Origin of the sequence: Mesorhizobium sp. SARCC-RB16n, from assembly GCF_008520305.1 — a bacterium.
GTDB lineage: Bacteria > Pseudomonadota > Alphaproteobacteria > Rhizobiales > Rhizobiaceae > Mesorhizobium.
Genome location: NZ_ML703278.1, coordinates 77,413 through 96,214 on the forward strand (window position 1 = coordinate 77,413; position 18,802 = coordinate 96,214).

Annotated in this window: 18 protein-coding genes; 10 read left to right on the plus strand and 8 right to left on the minus strand. The window is 59.8% G+C overall.

Features of this window, described 5'->3' with window-relative positions:
• Positions 1–229: 229 nt before the first annotated feature.
• The 3 genes from C7I87_RS23055 to C7I87_RS23065 are packed head-to-tail and all read left to right on the plus strand — an operon-like array spanning position 230 to position 2,371.
• Positions 230–889 carry an amino acid ABC transporter permease gene (locus C7I87_RS23055; RefSeq protein WP_149906359.1) on the plus strand — a complete coding sequence of 220 codons (660 nt, stop codon included), beginning with the start codon at positions 230–232 and terminating at the stop codon, positions 887–889.
• Positions 879–1,541 (plus strand): amino acid ABC transporter permease, encoded by a 663-nt coding sequence (locus tag C7I87_RS23060; protein ID WP_149906360.1) that lies wholly within the window; start codon positions 879–881, stop codon positions 1,539–1,541. Before C7I87_RS23055 ends, C7I87_RS23060 begins: the two co-directional genes overlap by 11 nt.
• Positions 1,542–1,576: 35 nt before the next feature.
• Positions 1,577–2,371 (plus strand): amino acid ABC transporter ATP-binding protein, encoded by a 795-nt coding sequence (locus C7I87_RS23065; RefSeq protein ID WP_149906361.1) that lies wholly within the window; start codon positions 1,577–1,579, stop codon positions 2,369–2,371.
• Between the two features lie 178 nt (positions 2,372–2,549).
• On the opposite strand, the gene C7I87_RS23070 is transcribed toward C7I87_RS23065, so the two are convergent.
• The 3 genes from C7I87_RS23070 to C7I87_RS23080 form a co-directional block, all read right to left on the minus strand.
• Positions 2,550–3,896 carry an IS5 family transposase gene (locus tag C7I87_RS23070; protein ID WP_149906362.1) on the minus strand — a complete coding sequence of 449 codons (1,347 nt, stop codon included), beginning with the start codon at positions 3,894–3,896 and terminating at the stop codon, positions 2,550–2,552.
• 713 nt (positions 3,897–4,609) lie between these two features.
• On the minus strand, positions 4,610–5,689 hold the full coding sequence (locus tag C7I87_RS23075) for a succinylglutamate desuccinylase/aspartoacylase family protein (RefSeq protein WP_246696362.1): 1,080 nt from the start codon (positions 5,687–5,689) through the stop codon (positions 4,610–4,612).
• Positions 5,690–6,865 carry a M24 family metallopeptidase gene (locus C7I87_RS23080; protein ID WP_149906363.1) on the minus strand — a complete coding sequence of 392 codons (1,176 nt, stop codon included), beginning with the start codon at positions 6,863–6,865 and terminating at the stop codon, positions 5,690–5,692.
• Positions 6,866–7,189: 324 nt separating this feature from the next.
• Here C7I87_RS23080 and C7I87_RS23085 point away from each other — a divergent pair, with 324 nt between their 5' ends.
• From C7I87_RS23085 to C7I87_RS23100, 3 genes are all read left to right on the plus strand, one after another.
• Positions 7,190–8,371: a trans-sulfuration enzyme family protein gene (locus tag C7I87_RS23085; protein ID WP_149906364.1), complete on the plus strand. Its 1,182-nt coding sequence runs from the start codon at positions 7,190–7,192 to the stop codon at positions 8,369–8,371.
• 107 nt (positions 8,372–8,478) lie between these two features.
• Positions 8,479–8,673 (plus strand): DUF1419 domain-containing protein, encoded by a 195-nt coding sequence (locus C7I87_RS23090; RefSeq protein WP_149906365.1) that lies wholly within the window; start codon positions 8,479–8,481, stop codon positions 8,671–8,673.
• A gap of 452 nt (positions 8,674–9,125) precedes the next feature.
• Positions 9,126–9,437, plus strand: a complete 312-nt coding sequence (locus C7I87_RS23100) for a DUF736 domain-containing protein (protein WP_149906367.1) — start codon at positions 9,126–9,128, stop codon at positions 9,435–9,437.
• A gap of 437 nt (positions 9,438–9,874) precedes the next feature.
• Here C7I87_RS23100 and C7I87_RS23105 read toward each other — a convergent pair whose 3' ends face one another.
• Together C7I87_RS23105 and C7I87_RS23110 are read right to left on the minus strand one after the other, a co-directional pair.
• Positions 9,875–10,168 (minus strand): WGR domain-containing protein, encoded by a 294-nt coding sequence (locus tag C7I87_RS23105; protein ID WP_246696363.1) that lies wholly within the window; start codon positions 10,166–10,168, stop codon positions 9,875–9,877.
• A 110-nt stretch (positions 10,169–10,278) separates the two neighbouring features.
• Positions 10,279–10,557 carry an HU family DNA-binding protein gene (locus tag C7I87_RS23110; protein ID WP_149906368.1) on the minus strand — a complete coding sequence of 93 codons (279 nt, stop codon included), beginning with the start codon at positions 10,555–10,557 and terminating at the stop codon, positions 10,279–10,281.
• Positions 10,558–10,816: 259 nt separating this feature from the next.
• Between C7I87_RS23110 and C7I87_RS23115 the strand changes: the two genes are divergently transcribed.
• Positions 10,817–11,044, plus strand: a complete 228-nt coding sequence (locus C7I87_RS23115) for a hypothetical protein (RefSeq protein WP_149906369.1) — start codon at positions 10,817–10,819, stop codon at positions 11,042–11,044.
• Positions 11,045–11,054: 10 nt separating this feature from the next.
• Here the strand turns inward: C7I87_RS23115 and traG are convergent, their stop codons facing one another.
• Genes traG through traC form a run of 3 tightly spaced genes read right to left on the minus strand, consistent with a single transcriptional unit; the run spans position 11,055 to position 13,498 of the window.
• On the minus strand, positions 11,055–12,983 hold the full coding sequence (traG, locus tag C7I87_RS23120; RefSeq protein ID WP_149906370.1) for a Ti-type conjugative transfer system protein TraG: 1,929 nt from the start codon (positions 12,981–12,983) through the stop codon (positions 11,055–11,057).
• Positions 12,970–13,185, minus strand: coding sequence for a type IV conjugative transfer system coupling protein TraD (traD, locus tag C7I87_RS23125; RefSeq protein WP_149906371.1), 216 nt, complete (start codon positions 13,183–13,185; stop codon positions 12,970–12,972). Before traD ends, traG begins: the two co-directional genes overlap by 14 nt.
• Positions 13,186–13,189: 4 nt before the next feature.
• On the minus strand, positions 13,190–13,498 hold the full coding sequence (gene traC, locus C7I87_RS23130; protein ID WP_149906372.1) for a conjugal transfer protein TraC: 309 nt from the start codon (positions 13,496–13,498) through the stop codon (positions 13,190–13,192).
• 256 nt (positions 13,499–13,754) lie between these two features.
• Between traC and traA the strand changes: the two genes are divergently transcribed.
• The 3 genes from traA to C7I87_RS23145 are packed head-to-tail and all read left to right on the plus strand — an operon-like array spanning position 13,755 to position 18,797.
• On the plus strand, positions 13,755–17,114 hold the full coding sequence (gene traA, locus C7I87_RS23135; RefSeq protein WP_149906373.1) for a Ti-type conjugative transfer relaxase TraA: 3,360 nt from the start codon (positions 13,755–13,757) through the stop codon (positions 17,112–17,114).
• Complete coding sequence (gene traF, locus C7I87_RS23140) at positions 17,111–17,641, plus strand: conjugative transfer signal peptidase TraF (protein WP_149906374.1); 531 nt, start codon at positions 17,111–17,113, stop codon at positions 17,639–17,641. The genes traA and traF overlap by 4 nt, the downstream gene beginning before the upstream one ends.
• Positions 17,610–18,797 (plus strand): conjugal transfer protein TraB, encoded by a 1,188-nt coding sequence (locus tag C7I87_RS23145; RefSeq protein ID WP_246696364.1) that lies wholly within the window; start codon positions 17,610–17,612, stop codon positions 18,795–18,797. Before traF ends, C7I87_RS23145 begins: the two co-directional genes overlap by 32 nt.
• Positions 18,798–18,802: the final 5 nt, after the last annotated feature.

Here is an 18,802-nt window from a genome sequence, read left to right on the forward strand (position 1 = left end):
AATACCTAGTAGCCTACGTGATAGACGTCAAGGACGTTCCCGGTGGCGGCTCCCCGGCAGTGTTGTTGACATGCTGGCATACCATGTATATTATTCTGTTTGCCTGTTCAAAGGGAAAGCCCGATGGAAGTCAACAGAACCGCCTCCTCGAAACGCCGGGCGGGGACGTTCATGGCACTGCCAGGAGCATTTGGGGCGACAATTAGCGGCAAGTTGCGGAGTAATGAGCATGAGCTTTATCGAAATCGTGCTTGGCATCCTGCAGGGTGCCGACGTCACCGCAGAGGTAACCTTTTTTGGATTGCTATACGCCGTACCCTTTGCGGTCTTAGCAGGAGTGCTTCAACACTTCTCAACGGGCGCCGCCCGCTGGGCGATTACCGCATTGATAGAGTTTTGGCGTAGCACGTCCGTGATTGTTCTCCTTTACGTCTTCTATTATTCGTTGCCAGCTTTTGGTATCGAGCTTTCGGCTGTTGCAGTAGGAGCTATGGTGCTTGGCTTGAACGCTGGAGCGTACTCGAGTCAATCTGTACGTGCAGCTCTGCAATCTCTTGATCGTGGGCAATGTGAAGCAGGACTGGCTTTGGGGTTGAATCGCTTTGCCGTCCTTAGGTGGATTGAGCTACCACAGGCCCTTCGAAAAATGATCCCAACGTTTGTCAACGAGGCCATCCAACTCATCAAGGGTACTGCGCTGGTCTCGCTCATCACACTGACAGACATGACGTTCCGAGCGAAGCAGATAGCTCAATCGACGTACGATCCGGTCGCCATCTACTCCGGGCTGCTGCTTTGCTATCTGATGGTTTGTTATCCCGTCACCCTGCTGGGCCGACATTTGGAGCGATCTACGGGCAAACTGGGGGAGCGTGTCAATGAGCTTTGATCTTGCTTTCGCGGTCGAAATCATCCCTCGTGTCTTGGAAGGCATCGGAAACACCATATTGGTGGGTATACTCAGCTTTATCGGGGCAACCCTCCTCGGCTTTTTGTGGGAAATGCTTCGGCGCAGCAACCGGTGGGTGCGTCCCATAGTGCAGTTTTTGGTGGATGCGATCCGGTCAACCCCGGCGTTAGTCCAGATCTACTTTTTGTTCTTTGTATTGCCGTATTATGGTGTTGTCCTGCCTGCGATCCTTGTTGGTATATTCGGCTTAAGCTTCTATTATTCGGGTTACATCTCGGAAGTATTCAAAGCTGGGATCGAGGCCGTGCCCGCTGGCCAGAGTGAAGCAGCACTCAGCTTGGGCTTAAATCGTTGGGACACGGTGATGTATGTTGTCGCGCCCCAGATGTTGCGAAATATCGCGGCACCGCTTGGCGCATACTCAATCGGCATACTTAAGTCCACTCCCTTGCTCGCGGTGATCGCGGTTCCTGAAATGCTTGGCAGCGCGTTTGATGTGGCGTCAGACACGTATCGCTATGCCGAGCCCATGTTCATCGCAGGAGTTCTCTTCCTGCTCCTGGCGCTGATTGCGGCCTTCTTGGTGGGGACATTGGAACGGCGGCTCGGCTTGCTCGGCACGTCACATTAAAAAGGAGCGGCAGGGCTTCGTCGAGGAGAAGAAAAATGGAACCCGAACGTACAGAACGGAGAACCCTTGTGGTGGAGTTCACTCAGAAAGCTGACAGCAGAGCTGCGGTGTTGATCGAAGGCGTGTCAAAGTGGTTCGGGACATTTCAAGCGCTTGACAAGGTTAGCTTGAATGTTGCGGTTGGCGAACGGCTAGTGATCTGTGGTCCCTCAGGGTCAGGCAAATCGACCCTTATCCGCTGTGTCAATCAACTGGAAACACACGACGAAGGCCGCATCGTCGTCAGTGGGGCTGAACTACGACCTGGCATGAGGGGCTTGGCTGAAGTACGGCGTGATGTAGGAATGGTCTTCCAGCAGTTTAATCTGTTCCCTCATTTAAGCGTTTTGGATAACTGCACCTTGGCGTTGCGACGAGCACGAAAGATCCCCAAGGATGCTGCCAATCAAATCGCGATGGAAAAGCTCGAACGGGTTCACATCGCCGAGCAGGCCAAGAAGTATCCACGGCAGTTGTCAGGCGGTCAACAGCAGCGCGTTGCAATTGCTCGGGCGCTGTGCATGAAGCCCAAGATCATGCTGTTCGACGAACCCACTTCGGCGCTTGATCCCGAGATGGTAAAAGAGGTGCTGGATGTTATGACTGCGCTCGCCAAGGAGGGAATGACTATGATTTGTGTCACGCATGAAATGGGCTTTGCTCGTGAGGTGGCCGACCGCGTGGTATTTATGGACAAAGGGGCCATTATCGAAGAAGCTGCGCCACAGAAATTCTTCGGAAACCCTGAGCACGACCGCACGAAGCAGTTCCTAAAGCAATTGTTGCACTAGGGTTGTCGAGAACAGTGCTCGCCGCAGGTCGACCGCGATTGCCTAGCTTCGACGAGATTCGGAGGTGATGGTGCGCCGTGGCGAGAATCGAACGGGTGGCCTGTTCAGATCCTTGAGGAGGGTGCGCTCTGGTAAAAGTGGGGTCGCGTAATTAGTCGTCCGTGAACAATGAAGTGGGTCAGGCTGCGCTGGATCTGGGGCGGCTTTGGAGTGCTGTGATGAGAAGCCACAAAAGCAGCCTGAACCATTTGATCAGGAGCGAGAAGTTGTAGCCGGCGGCGGCGAGGATGGCGTTGATGGCGTCGCCCTGTTCGCCGGCGAGGTAGTTGCGGCCCATGCGGTGCTCGGCCTTGATGTGGCCGATGACGGGTTCGACTGCCGATCGCCTGCGCATCTGACGCTTGATGGCAGGTGTGACGCGGCGCTTCTGGCCGGCGGTGAAGACCCTGAGCTTGTGGCTTTCAGGTGCGTTGTGGCCGCGATATCCGGCGTCGGCGAGGATGCGGCCGATTTCGTTGCCGATGGTCTTTTCCATGTCGGGGATAACGGTCGCGAGCGTATGGCCGTCATAGGGATTGCCGGGCAGTGCCTTAGCGTGCAGGGCGAACTGGCCGCCCTTCGAGCGTTCGAGCGTCGTGGCGATCGAGACCTTGACGCCGAACTCATAAGGGGCATGCGCCTTGCCCTTGCCGATGCACTCGACCTCATGGGCGTGCAGGCTGTAGATTTTGCGGCCGCGCTGGCGCTGACGTTGCTCCAGAACCGCCGAGGCCTGGTAGAGCGGCCACTTGAAGCTCGCCTCGAGGTCCGCTTGGCCGGCGATCCGGCGGGAGATGTCGCGAATGGTGCGGCCGAGATAGGTCTTGAGCTTGCGCAGCGCCTTGTTGGCCCGTTTGAACTGCTTGGCGTGCGCGTAGCGCTGGTGCTTGATCAGCGCCAGCTTGCCGACCCGCACGTAGGTCTGGCGCAAATCGAGCCCCGCCTTCTTCGCCAGCCGCACCAGCCGCTCGCGCGCCCGATTGACGAGCTTGGCGTCGGTGGGGAACATCACGTTCTTCGGCTGCACGGTCGTGTCGACGATCACCCGGCGCGTATCGGCCGGCTTCATCGCTCCGCTCTTGACCGCCACCGCCAGGCTTTCTTGCAGGAGCGCCGTGATCCGCTCCTCGCCCATGCGCTGGCGCCAGCGCGTCATCGATGAGCGCTCGAAGGAGAGCTCGTGGCGGAAGAACTCTTCGCCGCACAGATACTGGAAGTAGGGGTTCTCCATCCAGCGGGCGCACAACTCCTCGTCCGACAAGTCGAAAGTGTGCTTCAGGATCGCAAGGCCCGCCATCAGTCGCGTCGGTAAGGGCGGCATGCCAGGACCGTCCGAATAGACCGCGCCGAAACGCTCCTCCAGCACCGGCCAGTCGATCGCCTGCGCCAGCCGCACCAGCTCGTGCTTCATGTTGATGATCTGATCGAGCCTGGAGCGGAACAGGTCCTGCTCTCCCGTCTCGCGCTTCTCGCGTGGCCTGGACATTCGCCGTCCCTCGATTCGCCCGCCAAAACGAGTGAATCACGCATCGGCGCACAAGGGAATCGTCAAATCGAATTGCAAGAAAACGGCCACCAGACACCGCAAATGTTGCAACGCTATTCCCGCATTCCTCACCAATTAGGAAACCAGATCAAAGCCTTGCGAATAGTTCACCGGCGACTAATTAATACCTACCCTGGAGGTAGGCATGCCCGTAGCAGCTCACCAACGCAAATCATCGACCGCTATCCGACCCATCTTGGCGCAGGTTTCGTCTCCCGAGCGCAAGGGTCTTGACCGACGATCGCGTGCAACACTTCAAGACCGGCTGTTCGCACCGTGGCCGAGCAGATCAAGGCCAGGTCCTCGCCCAATTTCGAGGCGCGAGCAATGCCGCAGGTGGCCGAGGGATCGAGCACTAAGCGTTCGCCCTCGATACTTCTCCGGCCAGGGGGCGCACCGGCCGTTTTCGTGAACGGTGGTAAGCGCGGATCCTAGGAGCCACAGCCTGCGCCGGTAACTGAGACCCTCGAGGAGATCTATCGGTCGTTTCAGAACAGCCGAGACGTCGTCTCACGCGATTGGCTGCGACAATCCCACATCTTTTTTGTTATCGTTGTTTTCACTCTTACCCGGCACTTAGCTCGTGGCCGCGGCTCAGAGGCGAACAGAGCACCTCGATCATAGCCCAACACGAGATCGGAAGAGATACGGACTTAAAATTTTGAAGCGTGTGATGGCCTGTCATTCTCTGTCTCCGAAATTAGACCAAAGAGCGCATCGCCGGTTTCTGTCATAGTCGGGAAACGCCTGAAGGCCACAATTCCATCTGTTGAAAACTCGAGCACACATGGTTTCGCAACCATATCATCGGTCCGATATACAAATCCTGCCTTCTGACCCTTCGCCACCTTATCACCAGGCCTTACAAGTGGTTCAAAGAGCCCGTCGCAGGGCGCGTATATCGTATGGTTCGGGCCTAGGGAGCGAGCAAACCGAGTGGTGGGATTCGGGTCGTCGCCGAGGTCGGGTGCTATGCCGAAGTCGCGAAGCACTCGACGGATACCTTTCTCGGCTATCGACAGACCAACTTCTGAAAGGGTTGGTCCGCCGCCCAGTTCGGTTGTTATCGCCGCGATACCTCGCTGCTCCGCCGCAGCGTACAGAGTAGATTTTCCGCCTCCGCCGCTCCCATTTGTTATAGCACTAAAAGGGGCCCCGAAACTCTTTAAGAGTCGCCGAATTGACTCTGACTCGGCGGGTCCTCGTCCAGCATGGGCGAGCGCCATTGGGAGATAATCCAATGAAGTACCGCCCGAATGCAAATCGATTACAAGATCGACTATCGGAAATAACACATGCGCAACGAAATACGCTATTGCAGCAGTCGGCCCGTCAGTCAAGCTTCCGGGGAAGAGACGGTTTAGATTACCGCCGTCAAGAGGCGAATTACGCCGACCAGCTTTCACAGCCGGTTGATTAAGAGCAGGCAAAATAATAACCCGCCCCTCGAGACGCGTGGTTGGTAACTCGTGGATCAGCCTCCGAAGGGCAATCTGTCCCTCATATTCGTCACCGTGCGTTCCTGCTGTCAAAAGCGCGGTCGGTCCTCCTCCCCCATTGCTGACACAAATGATCGGCACTGGAATCCATCCATAAGCAGATTTGTCGGAAGAATAGGGGACACGCACAAAGTCCGTCTGAAGACCGGGCCCGCCGAAATCAACTCCTGTCCAAACAGGCCCCTGGATCGGATCTTCTTTCATGACCGTTGTAGAAGAGACGGAGTTCGGCATTTAGAGCTCCACTGACGGCAATTTCGCGGGAGAGATCGCACTAAGGAATTCGGGCCCGGTTGGAGTGACCCTAAACACCTCCTCCACCTGAAACATTCCGCCAGCAATCTCAATCTTAGGTTCGACATGCAAAACCATGTCTTCTAAAATGACCTCTGCGGAGCCAGTCATCAACGATGGAGGTTCCGTTAACGCGATGCCGGAACCATGGCCCACCCGTCCAGCAATCGCGAGTTTACCACCCTTGGAGAAGTCCCGAGCCGACCAGAGAGTTTCGAACAGCGCGAAAGCGTCGTGCCCGGTCATGCCTGGACGAATGCCTTCCGCGAGGCGAAGAGTGACATCCCGCACAAAAGCATAAATATCTTCCTGCTCGGGCGTCGGCTTACCCACCTTGGCTATCCTGTTCAGATCGCTAATCTGGTCGCCGCGGCGCACACCCATGTCCACCCAGATAAAGTCGTCATTTTCGAGTTTGCGGTCGGCATTCGGCTGACCATAGCTGGCTCCGCCGTGTCCGAAGCGCACCGGAATCCAATCAACGCTATCTGCACCGAGCCCGATCATCCGGATCTTAAGGAGTTGTCCGAATTGATATTCGCTAATGCCGGAGCTGATATCGCTTAAGCCGCCGAAAAATGAATCTGTCGCGATTTGGCATGCGGCGCGCTTTGCTTCAAATTCGTGCATGCTTTTGACAATGCGCTGACGCCAGATCAACTCTGCGGCATCTGCTAGTCGCATGTGATGAGGGTCCTCTCGCATGCGATCCACAAGCGCAAGAGATCCTCTACCATTCATATCGCGACCGTAATCGATCCCAATAAGAGAACTTCTTGGCAGATCCTTCAAAATGTTTTGGATGGCATCCAGAGCAGCGTCCGTAAAGCCGTGGTAGAAGATTGGGTGCACGTCCGCGTTGATGTTACAGTAGTCGTTACGTTTCTCCCCGATGTTGAGCACGATTGAAATCCCGGGGGTGTCGCGCTGAGCAATCGCCATTAACGGGCGGGTGTCCGAAAGCCAAAAAAGACTTCTGTAACCGGTGTAGTATTCGAAGTTATCTTTTGACGTGATCAAGATAGCGTCCATTTCCACGTCTGCCATGTTCTTCTTTAGTTGAGTGATTCGCCTGCTGACTTCGAGCGTGCCCGGCCAAATTGGTGCACTTAACATTGCTAGCTCCTGTAAAAATTGACGCCGGAGGCTCTACCCCCCAAGGACTTCGACAGCTCCCGCTGCCGGCTTGACAGGCCTAATATACCAGATATACCTTCACCGATCAACAGGCGACTTGCGTGCGCCCGGGAGCAATCCAAAATATGAGAAATAGGTGACAAGCATGAGTCTAACGGGCGACAGAAGCCATAAGAGTAAGCAAGACAGAGCCATTGACAAGAAGAGGCACTCACAAAACTGATTATCTCAAAGGAGATAATTGATCGATCATAGGTGAATTCGTCGCCTGCACAGGTTCTCCCCCTAACGAAAGCAATTGCCGTGACGAAGAATCGAGAACTACGGGACACGCTCTGCGTCGTACCTCCGGAAACGCCACTTGAAGGTTTCGAAAGTCTGGCTGTGCCCGTATATCGCGGGTCGACAATCGTATTTCCTGATGCAGCGACTTATCGCTGTAGAGCTAACCGAGCGCCTGATGGTTACACTTATGGGCTATCTGGCACTCCCACGGTGCGGGTTTTGGAGAGCCAATTGGCGCGCATCCATGATGCAGAAAGGGCGGTAGTGGTACCGTCGGGTCTGGCCGCTATCTCGGTCGCTATGCTGACAGTTCTCAAAGAAGGTGATCATTTACTCGTCGCGGATAATGTTTACCCCCCCGTTAAAAGTCTTACGAGAGAGTTCTTAGGCAACCTTGGTATTGAAACCGAATATTTCGATCCGATGCAGTTGACGGATCTTCGCGGTCGTCTTGTTGAAGGACGTACCAAGCTTGTTTGGGTAGAGGCGCCTGGCTCGACCAGCATGGAAGTCTGTGATGTTCCAGCGATATCCAAAATATGTAGGTCTGCGGGTGCATTGGTCGGTTGCGACAATACGTGGGCGACGGGCTTGCTCTGCAAACCGCTCGACCTCGGCGTAGACATGGTTGCGGAAGCTCTAACAAAATATGTTGGAGGACATTCGGACCTTCTGCTCGGTGCCGTGGTGTTCCGCGATATCGATCTCTATGCGCGAGTACGCAACACTCTTAGCTGCCTCGGAGTTGGCGTCTCCCCCGATGAATGCTCGCTTGCATTGCGTGGACTACAAACGATGGCCTTGCGATTGCGGCACGTTGGTGCTCTCTCGGAAGAGTTCGCTCAGCGTCTGTCTGGTAGTCAGAAGTACGCGGTACTGCATCCCTCGCTCCCTAAGTCACCCGGCCATGGATTCTGGCGTCGTGACTTCAAGGGTAGCTCGGGTGTTTTCAGTTTAAGGGTTGACGACATCTCCGCAGAAGCTGTCGACCACGCGCTTGATCAGCTGAAGACTTTCGCCATTGGCGCTTCTTGGGGTGGAACGAGGAGCATGATTGTCCCGATGGTTATTGCTCCCGATCGCCATATTGTCCATTCGGCCGATTCGACGACTCACTTCCGCGTAAGCATCGGTCTTGAAACCGAGGGCCACATTTGGACCGATCTGCAGGCGATTTTGCGATCTCTGGACCTGCAGTAGGTCGTGGGTGAAGGTGAGCCAAAGGCAGGAAGAGGAGAGGAGGAGACCGGCTGCCGCATGCCCGCCGGCCGCGTCAAGGTTTTTTCAAGGCGTCCCCGACCGGCCAAATGTTCCGCATGTTCGACCGCCATGCGCGGCGGCCCAACCGCTGGCTGGACGATGCCGGCGTGCTCTACTCCGGCGAGTGGTTCGCGATCAGCGAACGAGACCACGACCACATGTTCGAGATTCTGCCGCCGCTCTGGATGCGGGATGGAATGTCCATGATGCGGGAATTCCTGACTGGCAGCATCACCAGCTAGGGCATAGATTTCCGGCGAATCGCGGGGCGACGACTTTCGGCAACCGGCAAGGCAACTGTGCCGCCGGCAATAATCGAAACGCTGGAATCCCGAACCTCACTTCATCGAATTCGAAAATGGGCTCGTCGCGAGACCGTCTTCGGAAATGCGGACGAACCGAGCGCGACCGCCACTACAGATCCTATGCGACTGTCGCCGGCGCTCCATCTGCGGGCTCGATGAGGCATGTCTGACCGGAGAACGGCTACGCCTCGATCGTCCTCCCGCAACGGTCGTCCAAGACTTTCTTCCCCGAGCGGCCAAGCCGCCGCCCTTCCTCGCGCGACAAGAAAGCCTTGTCTGGCCGCCCTTCACTGCGTTTCGGCCCAAGGGTGCGGTCCGATCGTTCCCGATCCTTGCGACAGCCATCGAGTCGCGATGGGCGCGGCCCGAATAGCAAAAGGAACTTGGACATGGCTACCATCGGCACCTTCACCACCTCCGAAAGCGGCTTCACCGGCACGATCAAGACCCTCAATCTCAACGTCAAGGCCAAGCTGGTCCGCGTCGAGAACCCTTCCGACAAAGGCCCGCACTTCCGCATCTTCGCGGCAGCCAATGTCGAACTCGGCGCCGCCTGGCAAAAGACCTCCAGCGAGGGCCGCGACTACCTCTCGGTCAAGCTCGACGATCCGAGCTTTTCGGCACCCATCTACGCCACCCTCATCGAAATCGAAGGGGAGGAAGGCCTGCAGCTGATCTGGTCCCGCCCGAACCGGGATTAACGAGGTTGGCCCCGCCGAGAGGCGGGGCCAACCGCTAACCGGCAGCCTCATCACGCATCGGCCGGGGCACCACCTGGGCCGATGCCGCTCGCGATCGTAGCCTGCCACACCCGAGAGCATACACGACCGGACAAAGGTCTTCTTGCAGGCGCGTCTCATCGGTGATGGTACGGTCGCGCAGCCTCTCCCACATCGCGTCGTATTTCCGTCGCCCTCTCGATTGCCGCCAAACCTTGAGAACCGTTTCAGGAGGAAGAAGATCGACGGTCGCCTTCATCAACATGCGCGGAGCGCCGGGCAGCTCGACGGCGGAACTCCAAATCGCCCAAGCCGATCTCGCTCTGATGGCGCTGAACAGGGACGGCCCTATCAACGCGGAGCCTCCTTTCTGGAGAGGTGTTCACCATCCGGCACCACGCCTGCTTTGGCGGGCAGCTTCACAGCAGCGCCGAAGTCCGCGGACGATAACCGCGATTTCGTTTCTGTCGGAGCAGATCAAGAAAGAGCCGGACCGCTTCATCTTCCCGGTCGAAATGATGGACCATCTGCTGACCGGCGGAACCGATACGCCCCCACCGACGGCTCAAGCAGGCATTGCCGAACAATGTCGGCTCAATCGACATGGCATAGTAGCGCGCCATGTTCTTCGCGCTATCCGTCCGTTCGACATAAAGATGATAGGGCTGAGCAAGCATGCCGACAGAGTCGGAAATTTCAGCGTCAGCGTCCAACGAGACTTATGAATCAGTCTGCCGCAATTGATTCATGATCGTGATGAATGTGGAAACTTGGGCCGCGTATCAGTTGCCGGTCGCATGAACCCGCGTATCGCGAGACGCCGCTACGTGTTCATCGTATCCTTGAGCGCCTTCGCCGGCTGGAAGGTCAACTTCTTCGCGGCAGCGACCTTGATCGTCGCACCTGTTGCCGGGTTGCGCGCGTCGCGCTCCGGAGTTGCCTTCACCTTGAACTTTCCAAAGGCCGGGATCGATGTTTCAGCACCGGATGTTGCTGCAGCAGTGATGGCGGCGAAGACAGCTCCGACAATCGTTTTGCTCTGTGCCTTCGTCAGGCCGTGGTCGGCGGCAATCTTGTCTGCGATCTCGTTGGTGGTGGTCATGCTTAAGCCCCTTTGGATTGCGACAGCAACATTCCACTGGATTCGCTAATTGTCACGGCCCCGCGCGCAGGCAAACCGTCCAATCCAATCCATTTTCCACAACTTGATGTGGCCAAATTCTTCCGGTAGCCGTCGCGGCGTAGTTTTCCGAGATTCTTGAGTCGCCGCAAGGCGGTGTCAAAACGCTGCGGCAAGGCGCGCACACTGGTGTTTGCCGTGGCGAGACTGTATGGCGCATGAAAAACATTCGAGGTTCATCATGGACGAAACGATCCAGATCGGAAGCCGCGGTGACTTCGGTCTCTGGGCCATCGAAGTCGCCAAGCAGATTGTTGGCGAGCAGGGTTTCGAACTCGCCCAGGCGGCGCGGGACGGCACGGAGGACGACGTCCGTGCCGCCGGAAACGCTCTGGGTCAGGCGATCACCAACGCACTGCTCGAAGTCTACGACGGGCTCCTGGAGGACATGCCCGCGGACGCGACTTGAGACGGAGACATCATCGCTGCTGCGCACTGTCCCGGAAGAACGCATTGGGCTTTACACACCCCTTCATGTCCTCACGCCGAAACCAGATCGCGCGCCCGCATCTGAGCGGCGGGTTGCCGGCGGTAAACACGATCTGTTCGTCGGTGCGCATGCGCAGCACCTCATGAGGCAGGATCAGCGGGCGTCGGCTGAGCTGCTTCGAGCGCGAGCGCGACGAGCCAGACGACTGGCTGGTGCGGCTCGTCTGGTCGACCTCGACCGTCGTCTCGCCGCAGCGCTTCGACAGATAGTCCGCCGTCTCGGGATCGTTGATGGCGGCAAAGGAAACCCAGGAGGCCGACTCGAACCATTTGGATGTCGCGTCACGACCGCCATAGGCTTCGCGCATCTGGCCGATCGACTGAAAGATCAGCGTCAGGCTGATGCCGTATTTGCGGCCGGCGTCACGCGCCGTTTCCAGGATGCGGAGGTAGCCGAGCCTTGCCACCTCGTCAAGCAGGAATAGCGTCCGCCCGGATAGCTGGCCATTGCGATTATAGAGCGCGTTGAGGAACGCGCCGATCACGACGCGGGCAAGACCGGGATGCGCCTCCAGCACCTTGAGGTCGAGCGCGATCAAGATGTCGGTCTCGCCGCTCGCAAGCTCGTCGGTGGAGAAACTGTTGCCGGACACCAGTGCCGCGTAGTTCGGATAGGACAGCCAATGCGTTTCCTTCACGGCATTGGCGTAGACGCCGGAAAAGGTCTCCGGCGTCATGTTGACGAACACCGCGACGTTCTCCTTCACGAAATCGGATTCCGACTGTTCGTAGATGCGTGTCAGCCGCTCGCGCAGCTTGGGCTCCGGTTCCGAGAGATTGGCACGCACCCGCCTCAGGGTCTGATCTTTCTCGTCGGTATTGCCGGACAGGCAAACGTCGGCAGTCAGCGCCGTCAGCAGCTGCATGGCCGACGCCCGGAAGAAGTCGTCGCGCGCCGATGTCGCCCGCGCATTGTCGGTCATGATCCAGGTCGCGACCGCGACGATATCCTCTTCCTTGGTGTTGCCGAAGCGACCGATCCAGTCGAGCGCGTTGAAGCCGATCGCCGGGGTTTCGGGATCGAGCACGATCACCTTGCGGCCGGCCTTGCGCCGGTGATCGATAACCATCGGCCCAACTTCGCTCGATGGATCGAGCACGACGAGAGATCCACCCCATTTGAGCGCCGTCGGCACCGTTACCGAGGTCGTCTTGAAGCCGCCGGAGCCGGCAAACACGATGCCATGTGACGAGCCGAAGGAACCGTCGAAGCACAGAAGCGGGTTCTTGCCGCCGGCGCCCCAGCTCTCCCGCGCATTGGTGCGAAACGAGAATTCCGCCACACTGTCCCGGTCGACCCGATAGCGTTCGCCGACGACGATGCCGCCGCTCTCCGGAAACAGTTTTGCCGCCTCCGTCATGCTCATCCAGTCGGCGTCGCCATGCACGGCGCGCTTGCCGCGAACACGTCGCGGCGCGGGCATAGCAAAGGCCGCATTGCCATTCATGGCAACCCGCATTGCGAAGACGCCGGAGAGTATCGCGCCAGCCGCGCCGATGCTGGTGGACGGATCGAGATAGGAGAGCACCGATCGGCCCGCCGGCACTTTTGCCGCGAAGTCGAAGAGCCGTGCCATCTCGCGCAGTGCGGCGATTACGACGACCGCGGCGTTGCCTGTCACGGTGCTCCAGCCCGCGACCTTGATATGCGCGCTGCCGTTTACCGCGAATAGAAAGATCACGCCGGCGCCGGCCGCGAGCAAATATGGGAGCGCCAGGCCAATGCGGCCGAGCATGAGCTTGGCCTGCGGGGTCTTTCCGAAGGCAGCAAGCCAGTGCTCGATGCCGGGAATGACAATCGCCGCCGCGACCATGGTCGCGGCGGGCAGGACGGCGAGCAGAAGCTTATTCGGGGTCACGGCCGAATGCCTCCGCACCGATCGCCGTCAGCCGCGCCCGCTCGATGTCATCGCCGCCAATCCGTCCGGCTGCATCGATCAGCAGCCCGAGCAGCAGCGCGCGTTTTTCATAGCGCAAGCCGGCCTTGACGATCAGGCCGCCGAGCTCGATTTTTTCGCGCGTGTCTTTTTTGCGGGCATCACTCGTCATCGTCCTGGCCATCCGCTCAAGCCTCGCCAGCGTTGCTCTGAGACGCGCCAGCCTCGTCCTTCGCGGGCGATCTGCTGCCGGCCCGACCATCTCCCGGGCTCTTCTTTCCGGTCGCAGCTCGCGTTGTTGCCCCTTTGCCTCCGCAAAACCGTTCGGCAACCTGCTCGAACGCTGCCTGAAGCTCGGTCTCGTCAATCTCGATCTCGCCGAGCCCCGCTTTCAGGGCGATCCGTCCAATGCGCTCCGCCTCGCGTGTCTCGGCGGCTTTCAGCTGTTCGTGCAGGCGGGCGATCTCTTCCCTGATCTTCGATGACGGCTTCTTCATTCCGGAGGTTACTCCTGCTGACCTGGCGTTGTTTCGAGATCGCCAGAGATTCTCCCGAATGGCTCTTCAGGGAAAGGTGCAGATTTGCACGTCGGCAACGCCGACACTTTCGGCCATCATCCCGCCGTTCCGAAGGAGCGGATCCAAGGGCGCAATTATACGTCGCTGACGCGACGTGCCGATTTGCGGCCCTGGCGGGGCCGCCGCTCCCGATGAACATGCCGAGATCATTTGCAACCGGGAAAGAGTTCGCGCCGTGGCCATCGCCCATTTCTCCGTCAGCATCGTCAGCCGTGGCAGCGGCCGCAGTGCCGTGCTCTCGGCGGCCTACCGGCACTGCGCCCGCATGGACTATGAGCGTGAAGCCCGCACGATCGACTACACAAGCAAACAAGGTCTCGTGCATGAGGAGTTTTCGCTGCCGGCCGACGCGCCGGCCTGGGTGCGAACGCTGATCGCCGACCGGTCGTTATCAGGCGCCTCGGAAGCCTTCTGGAACAAGGTCGAAGCCCTCGAGAAGCGCGCCGACGCGCAGCTTGCCAGGGATCTCACCATTGCGCTGCCGCTGGAGCTGACGGCCGAGCAGAACATCGCGCTTGTGCGCGACTTCGTCCACCGCCACGTGCTTGCCAAGGGCATGGTCGCCGACTGGGTCTATCACGACACGAGCAAATCCAGTGACGCCAATTCCTTTGGTTCTCATCACGATGAGAACCGGATTGGCGCGCGCAACCCTCACATCCACCTGATGATGACGTTGCGCCCTCTGACCGAGGACGGTTTTGGCGCCAAGAAGGTTGCGGTTCTCGGCGAGAACGGCCAGCCGCTGAAGTCCGAGGCGGGCAAGATCATCTATGACCTTTGGGCCGGCGGTACCGCGGAGTTCAATGCTCTGCGCGACGGCTGGTTCGAACGCCAGAACCATCACCTGGCAATGAACGGGATCGCACTGCGTGTCGATGGCCGCTCCTACGAGAAGCAGGGCATCGCGCTCGTGCCGACCATCCATCTCGGCGTCGGCGCCAAAGCCATCGAGCGCAAGGCGAGGCAGGAAGGCTTCTCGCCCGAGCTCGAACGATTGGAACTGAACGAGAAGCAGCGGTCCGAGAATGTGCGCCGCATTCTCCGGCGACCAGAGAACGTCCTTGACCTCATCACCTCGGAGAAAAGCGTCTTCGATCAGCGCGACATCGCCAAGGTGCTGCATCGCTATGTCGATGATCCCGCACTCTTCCAACAATTGGTGGTGCGTGTTCTCGGAAGTGCCGAGGTGCTGCGCCTGCAGCGCGATACGATCGACTTCGCGACCGGCGAGCGGGTGCCCGCGAAATACACGACGCGGACGCTGATCCGGCTCGAAGCCGAGATGGCCAATCGCGCGACCTGGCTTTCGAGGCAATCGTCGCATGGCGTTCGGAAGGCAGTGCTGCAGGCGACGTTTGCGCGTCATGCGCGACTGTCGCAGGAACAGAGAACGGCGATCGAGCATGTGGCGGGCTCTGCCCGGATCGCCGCAGTCGTCGGCCGCGCCGGCGCCGGCAAGACCACGATGATGAAAGCGGCACGCGAAGCATGGGAGCTTGCCGGATATCGCGTCGTCGGTGGCGCGCTTGCCGGCAAGGCGGCCGAGGGTCTGGAAAAGGAAGCCAGGATCCAGAGCCGCACGCTTGCCTCCTGGGAACTGCGCTGGCGGCAGGGCCGTGACGCGCTCGACGGCAAGACCGTGTTCGTCATGGACGAGGCGGGCATGGTCGCCTCAAAGCAGATGGCAGGCTTCGTCGAGGCCGTGGTCAAGTCAGGCGCCAAGCTCGTCCTGGTCGGCGATCCGGACCAGCTGCAGCCGATCGAGGCGGGTGCAGCCTTCCGGGCCATCACTGAGCGCATCGGTTATGCGGAACTGGAGACGATCTACCGCCAGCGTGAAGAGTGGATGCGGCAAGCCTCGCTTGATCTCGCACGCGGAAATGTCGGTGCGGCACTTGCCGCCTATCGCACCCAGAACAGAGTGCACGGCTCGACGTTGAAGGCTGATGCCATCGAACGTCTGATCGCCGACTGGAACCGCGACTATGATCCCGCGAAGTCGACGCTGATGCTCGCGCATCTGCGCCGCGACGTGCGCCTGCTCAACGATATGGCGCGTGCAAAACTGGTCGAGCGTGGCGTTGTCGGTGAGGGCCATGCGTTCCGCACAGCTGACGGCCTGCGCCAGTTCGACGCCGGCGACCAGATCGTCTTCCTGAAGAACGACACCGCGCTCGGCGTCAAGAACGGCATGCTCGGAAAGGTCGTTGAGGCAGCGCCGAACCGGGTCGTAATCTCCGTTGGCGAAGGTGAGCATCGGCGCCGAGTGACGGTCGAACAGCGCGCCTATAACAATCTCGATCATGGCTATGCGACGACGATCCACAAGAGCCAGGGCGCCACCGTCGATCGCGTCAAGGTGCTCGCGTCATTGTCACTGGATCGCCATCTGACTTACGTCGCCATGACCCGCCATCGCGAAGATCTGCAGGTCTATTACGGGAGCCGGTCCTTTAGCTTCAACGGCGGTCTCGAAACGGTTCTCTCCCGACGCAACGCCAAGGAGACGACGCTCGACTACCAGCGCGCCACGCTTTACCGCCAGGCTCTGGCTTTTGCCGAAAACCGCGGCCTGCACATCGTCCAGGTCGCCCGCACGCTTATGCGTGACCGGCTCGACTGGACGCTCCGCCAGAAAGAGAAGTTTTCCGATCTCGGCAGACGCCTGCGGGTCGCCGGCGAGCGACTTGGCCTGTTCCAATCGCCCAACCTGCAACAGAAGAAGGAGGCCCGACCGATGGTCGCTGGCGTCAAGGAGTTCGCGTTTACACTACGGGATGCCGTCGACCAGAAGCTTGGCGACGATCCGGCGTTGAAAGCGCAATGGGACGAGGTGTCCACGCGCTTCCGCTACGTGTTCGCCGATCCGGAAACAGCCTTCCGCGCCATGAATTTTGATGCGGTTCTCGGCGACCGGGAGGGCGCCGGACATACGCTCCAGAAGCTCCACAGCGATCCAACATCGATTGGAGCGCTCAATGGCAAAACCGGACTTCTCGCCAGCAAGGCGGATCGCGGGGCGCGACGCGTTGCCGAGGTCAACGTGCCGGCCCTGAAGCGCGACATCGAGCAGTATCTGACGATGCGCGAGACGGCCCGGGAGCGGTTGCAGGGAGAGGAACAGAGCCTGCGCCAGCGCGTGTCGATCGATATTCCGGCGCTGTCGCCCACAGCACGCATCGTGCTCGAGCGCGTGCGCGATGCGATCGACCGCAACGATCTGCCGGCGGCTGTCGGATTTGCCATCAGCAACCGCGAGGCCAAGCTCGAGATCGACGGGCTGAACAAGGCCGTCACTGAGCGTTTTGGCGAGCGCGCGCTGCTCTCGAACGGGGCGCGCAATCCGGAAGGAAATCTGTTCGACAAGCTCGCCGCCGGTCTTAAGCCGCAGGAAAAGGATGAGCTCAAGGAGGCCTGGCCGGTGATGCGCGTAGCCCAACAACTGGCCGCCCATGAGCGCACGACGTCGACACTGAAGCAGGTCGACGACCTGCGTTTGACCCAGCGCCAGACGCCAGCGCTAAAACAATGACGCGTCGTCGTGCAATCATGGGGCTCGGCGGGACGGCGCTGATGAGCAGCCTCCTCTCCGTCGTGGCCTGGAGCGGGGGCTATCGTCTGAACCTGACGCCGAGCGAGCCGCTCGGTCTTTGGAGGATCGAGCCGCCGCGGCACGCTATTTCGGGCGGTGACCTGGTGTTTGTCTGCCCGCCGATCACGCCTCTGTTCGAGGAGGCGCGTCGTCGAGGCTACCTTGCCCGTGGCCTCTGCCCGGGCAGCGTCGCGCCGCTCGTCAAGGCGGTGGCTGCTCTGCCCGCACAGCATGTCGAAATCGGCGATGTCGTCCGCATCGACGGTGAAATTCTCTCGTCCTCGCGCCTGCGCAAGACCGACGGCGCCGGCCGGTCGCTCACGCCCTTCGCCGGCGGCATCGTGCCGGCGGGATATCTCTATCTGCACTCACCTTTTGCGAGCTCCTATGACTCCCGCTATTTCGGACCAGTACCCTCGACCGGATTGCTCGGCCTTGCCCGGCCGGTCTTCACCTTCACGCCTTGAGCTGGCACGCTCAGCTCTCCTCGTCGTCCTGGCAATCGCGGTCGGAGCGGTCAGCTGGAGCGGCCACGTCCTTGCGCTTCCGCTTGCCATGATATTCCCGGCGCTATGGGCGCTTTCACCGTCGCGGACCGCCGCAGCCCTGGTGTCGGCTGGGTACTTTCTCGCCGCATCGCGCGGACTGCCGCAAGGCGTTGCCAATTTCTACGCCGCCGATCTCTGGCCGGGGCTGCTTCTCTGGCTGGCGGCATCATCAGCCTTTGTCCTCGTCCATGCGGCGGCCTGGTCAGAACGGCCGGGACAGGGCCGGGCGGTGCGGTATCTCTTGGCGACCGTGGTGATGGCGCTGCCGCCGTTCGGCATCATCGGTTGGGCGCAGCCGATCACTGCGGCAGGCGTGCTGTTTCCGGGCTGGGGATGGTGGGGTGTTGGCGCCACTGCCATCGGGCTCGCAATGATGACATCGCGAGGCCGGATGACCGCAGCACTCTTGTTGGGAGGTTTTTGGGTGTGGTCCGCCGCAACGTGGACAGCGCCGATCCTACCGGAGGGATGGAAGGGCGTCGATCTCGAACAGGGACAAAGGCTGGGGCGCGATGCCTCGCTCGCCCACCACCGTGACCTGATTGCAACGGTGCAGTCGGCCGCGGATTCTTCCATCCGCTTTGTCGTCCTTCCCGAGAGTGCGCTGGGTTTCTGGACGCCGACCGTGGAGCGCTTGTGGCGGGAGGGCCTGCGTGGCCGCACCATCACCGTCATTGCCGGCGCGGCCCTGCTCGACGGCGAGGGTTATGACAATGTGCTGGTATCGATCTCGGCCGACCGAGCGGAAATTCTCTATCGCGAGCGCATGCCGGTCCCCATCTCGATGTGGCAACCATGGAAAGCCTGGATGGGGGAGGGTGGCAGCGCCCGGGCGCACTTCTTCGCCAATCCCGTGGTCAAAGTGGAGGGGGCAAGGTTGGCTCCCCTGATCTGCTACGAGCAGCTCGTTGTCTGGCCTGCGCTCCAGTCGATGCTGCATTCCGCCGACACCGTCGTGGCCACCGGCAACGGATGGTGGACCGTAGGAACGTCCATCGTTGCTATCCAGCGCGCGAGCGCCATTGCCTGGGCCAGGCTGTTTGGCCTGCCGCTCATCATTGCATTCAACAATTGAGGAAT

Excerpts from the sequence above, each read along its gene's own strand:
- C7I87_RS23055 (WP_149906359.1), top strand. The coding sequence starts at position 230 with ATGAGCTTTATCGAAATCGTGCTTGGCATCCTGCAGGGTGCCGACGTC.
- C7I87_RS23060 (WP_149906360.1), top strand. The coding sequence starts at position 879 with ATGAGCTTTGATCTTGCTTTCGCGGTCGAAATCATCCCTCGTGTCTTG.
- C7I87_RS23065 (WP_149906361.1), top strand. The coding sequence starts at position 1,577 with ATGGAACCCGAACGTACAGAACGGAGAACCCTTGTGGTGGAGTTCACT.
- C7I87_RS23070 (WP_149906362.1), bottom strand. The coding sequence starts at position 3,896 with ATGTCCAGGCCACGCGAGAAGCGCGAGACGGGAGAGCAGGACCTGTTC.
- C7I87_RS23075 (WP_246696362.1), bottom strand. The coding sequence starts at position 5,689 with ATGCCGAACTCCGTCTCTTCTACAACGGTCATGAAAGAAGATCCGATC.
- C7I87_RS23080 (WP_149906363.1), bottom strand. The coding sequence starts at position 6,865 with ATGTTAAGTGCACCAATTTGGCCGGGCACGCTCGAAGTCAGCAGGCGA.
- C7I87_RS23090 (WP_149906365.1), top strand. The coding sequence starts at position 8,479 with ATGTTCCGCATGTTCGACCGCCATGCGCGGCGGCCCAACCGCTGGCTG.
- C7I87_RS23100 (WP_149906367.1), top strand. The coding sequence starts at position 9,126 with ATGGCTACCATCGGCACCTTCACCACCTCCGAAAGCGGCTTCACCGGC.
- C7I87_RS23110 (WP_149906368.1), bottom strand. The coding sequence starts at position 10,557 with ATGACCACCACCAACGAGATCGCAGACAAGATTGCCGCCGACCACGGC.
- C7I87_RS23115 (WP_149906369.1), top strand. The coding sequence starts at position 10,817 with ATGGACGAAACGATCCAGATCGGAAGCCGCGGTGACTTCGGTCTCTGG.
- traD (WP_149906371.1), bottom strand. The coding sequence starts at position 13,185 with ATGGCCAGGACGATGACGAGTGATGCCCGCAAAAAAGACACGCGCGAA.
- traC (WP_149906372.1), bottom strand. The coding sequence starts at position 13,498 with ATGAAGAAGCCGTCATCGAAGATCAGGGAAGAGATCGCCCGCCTGCAC.
- traF (WP_149906374.1), top strand. The coding sequence starts at position 17,111 with ATGACGCGTCGTCGTGCAATCATGGGGCTCGGCGGGACGGCGCTGATG.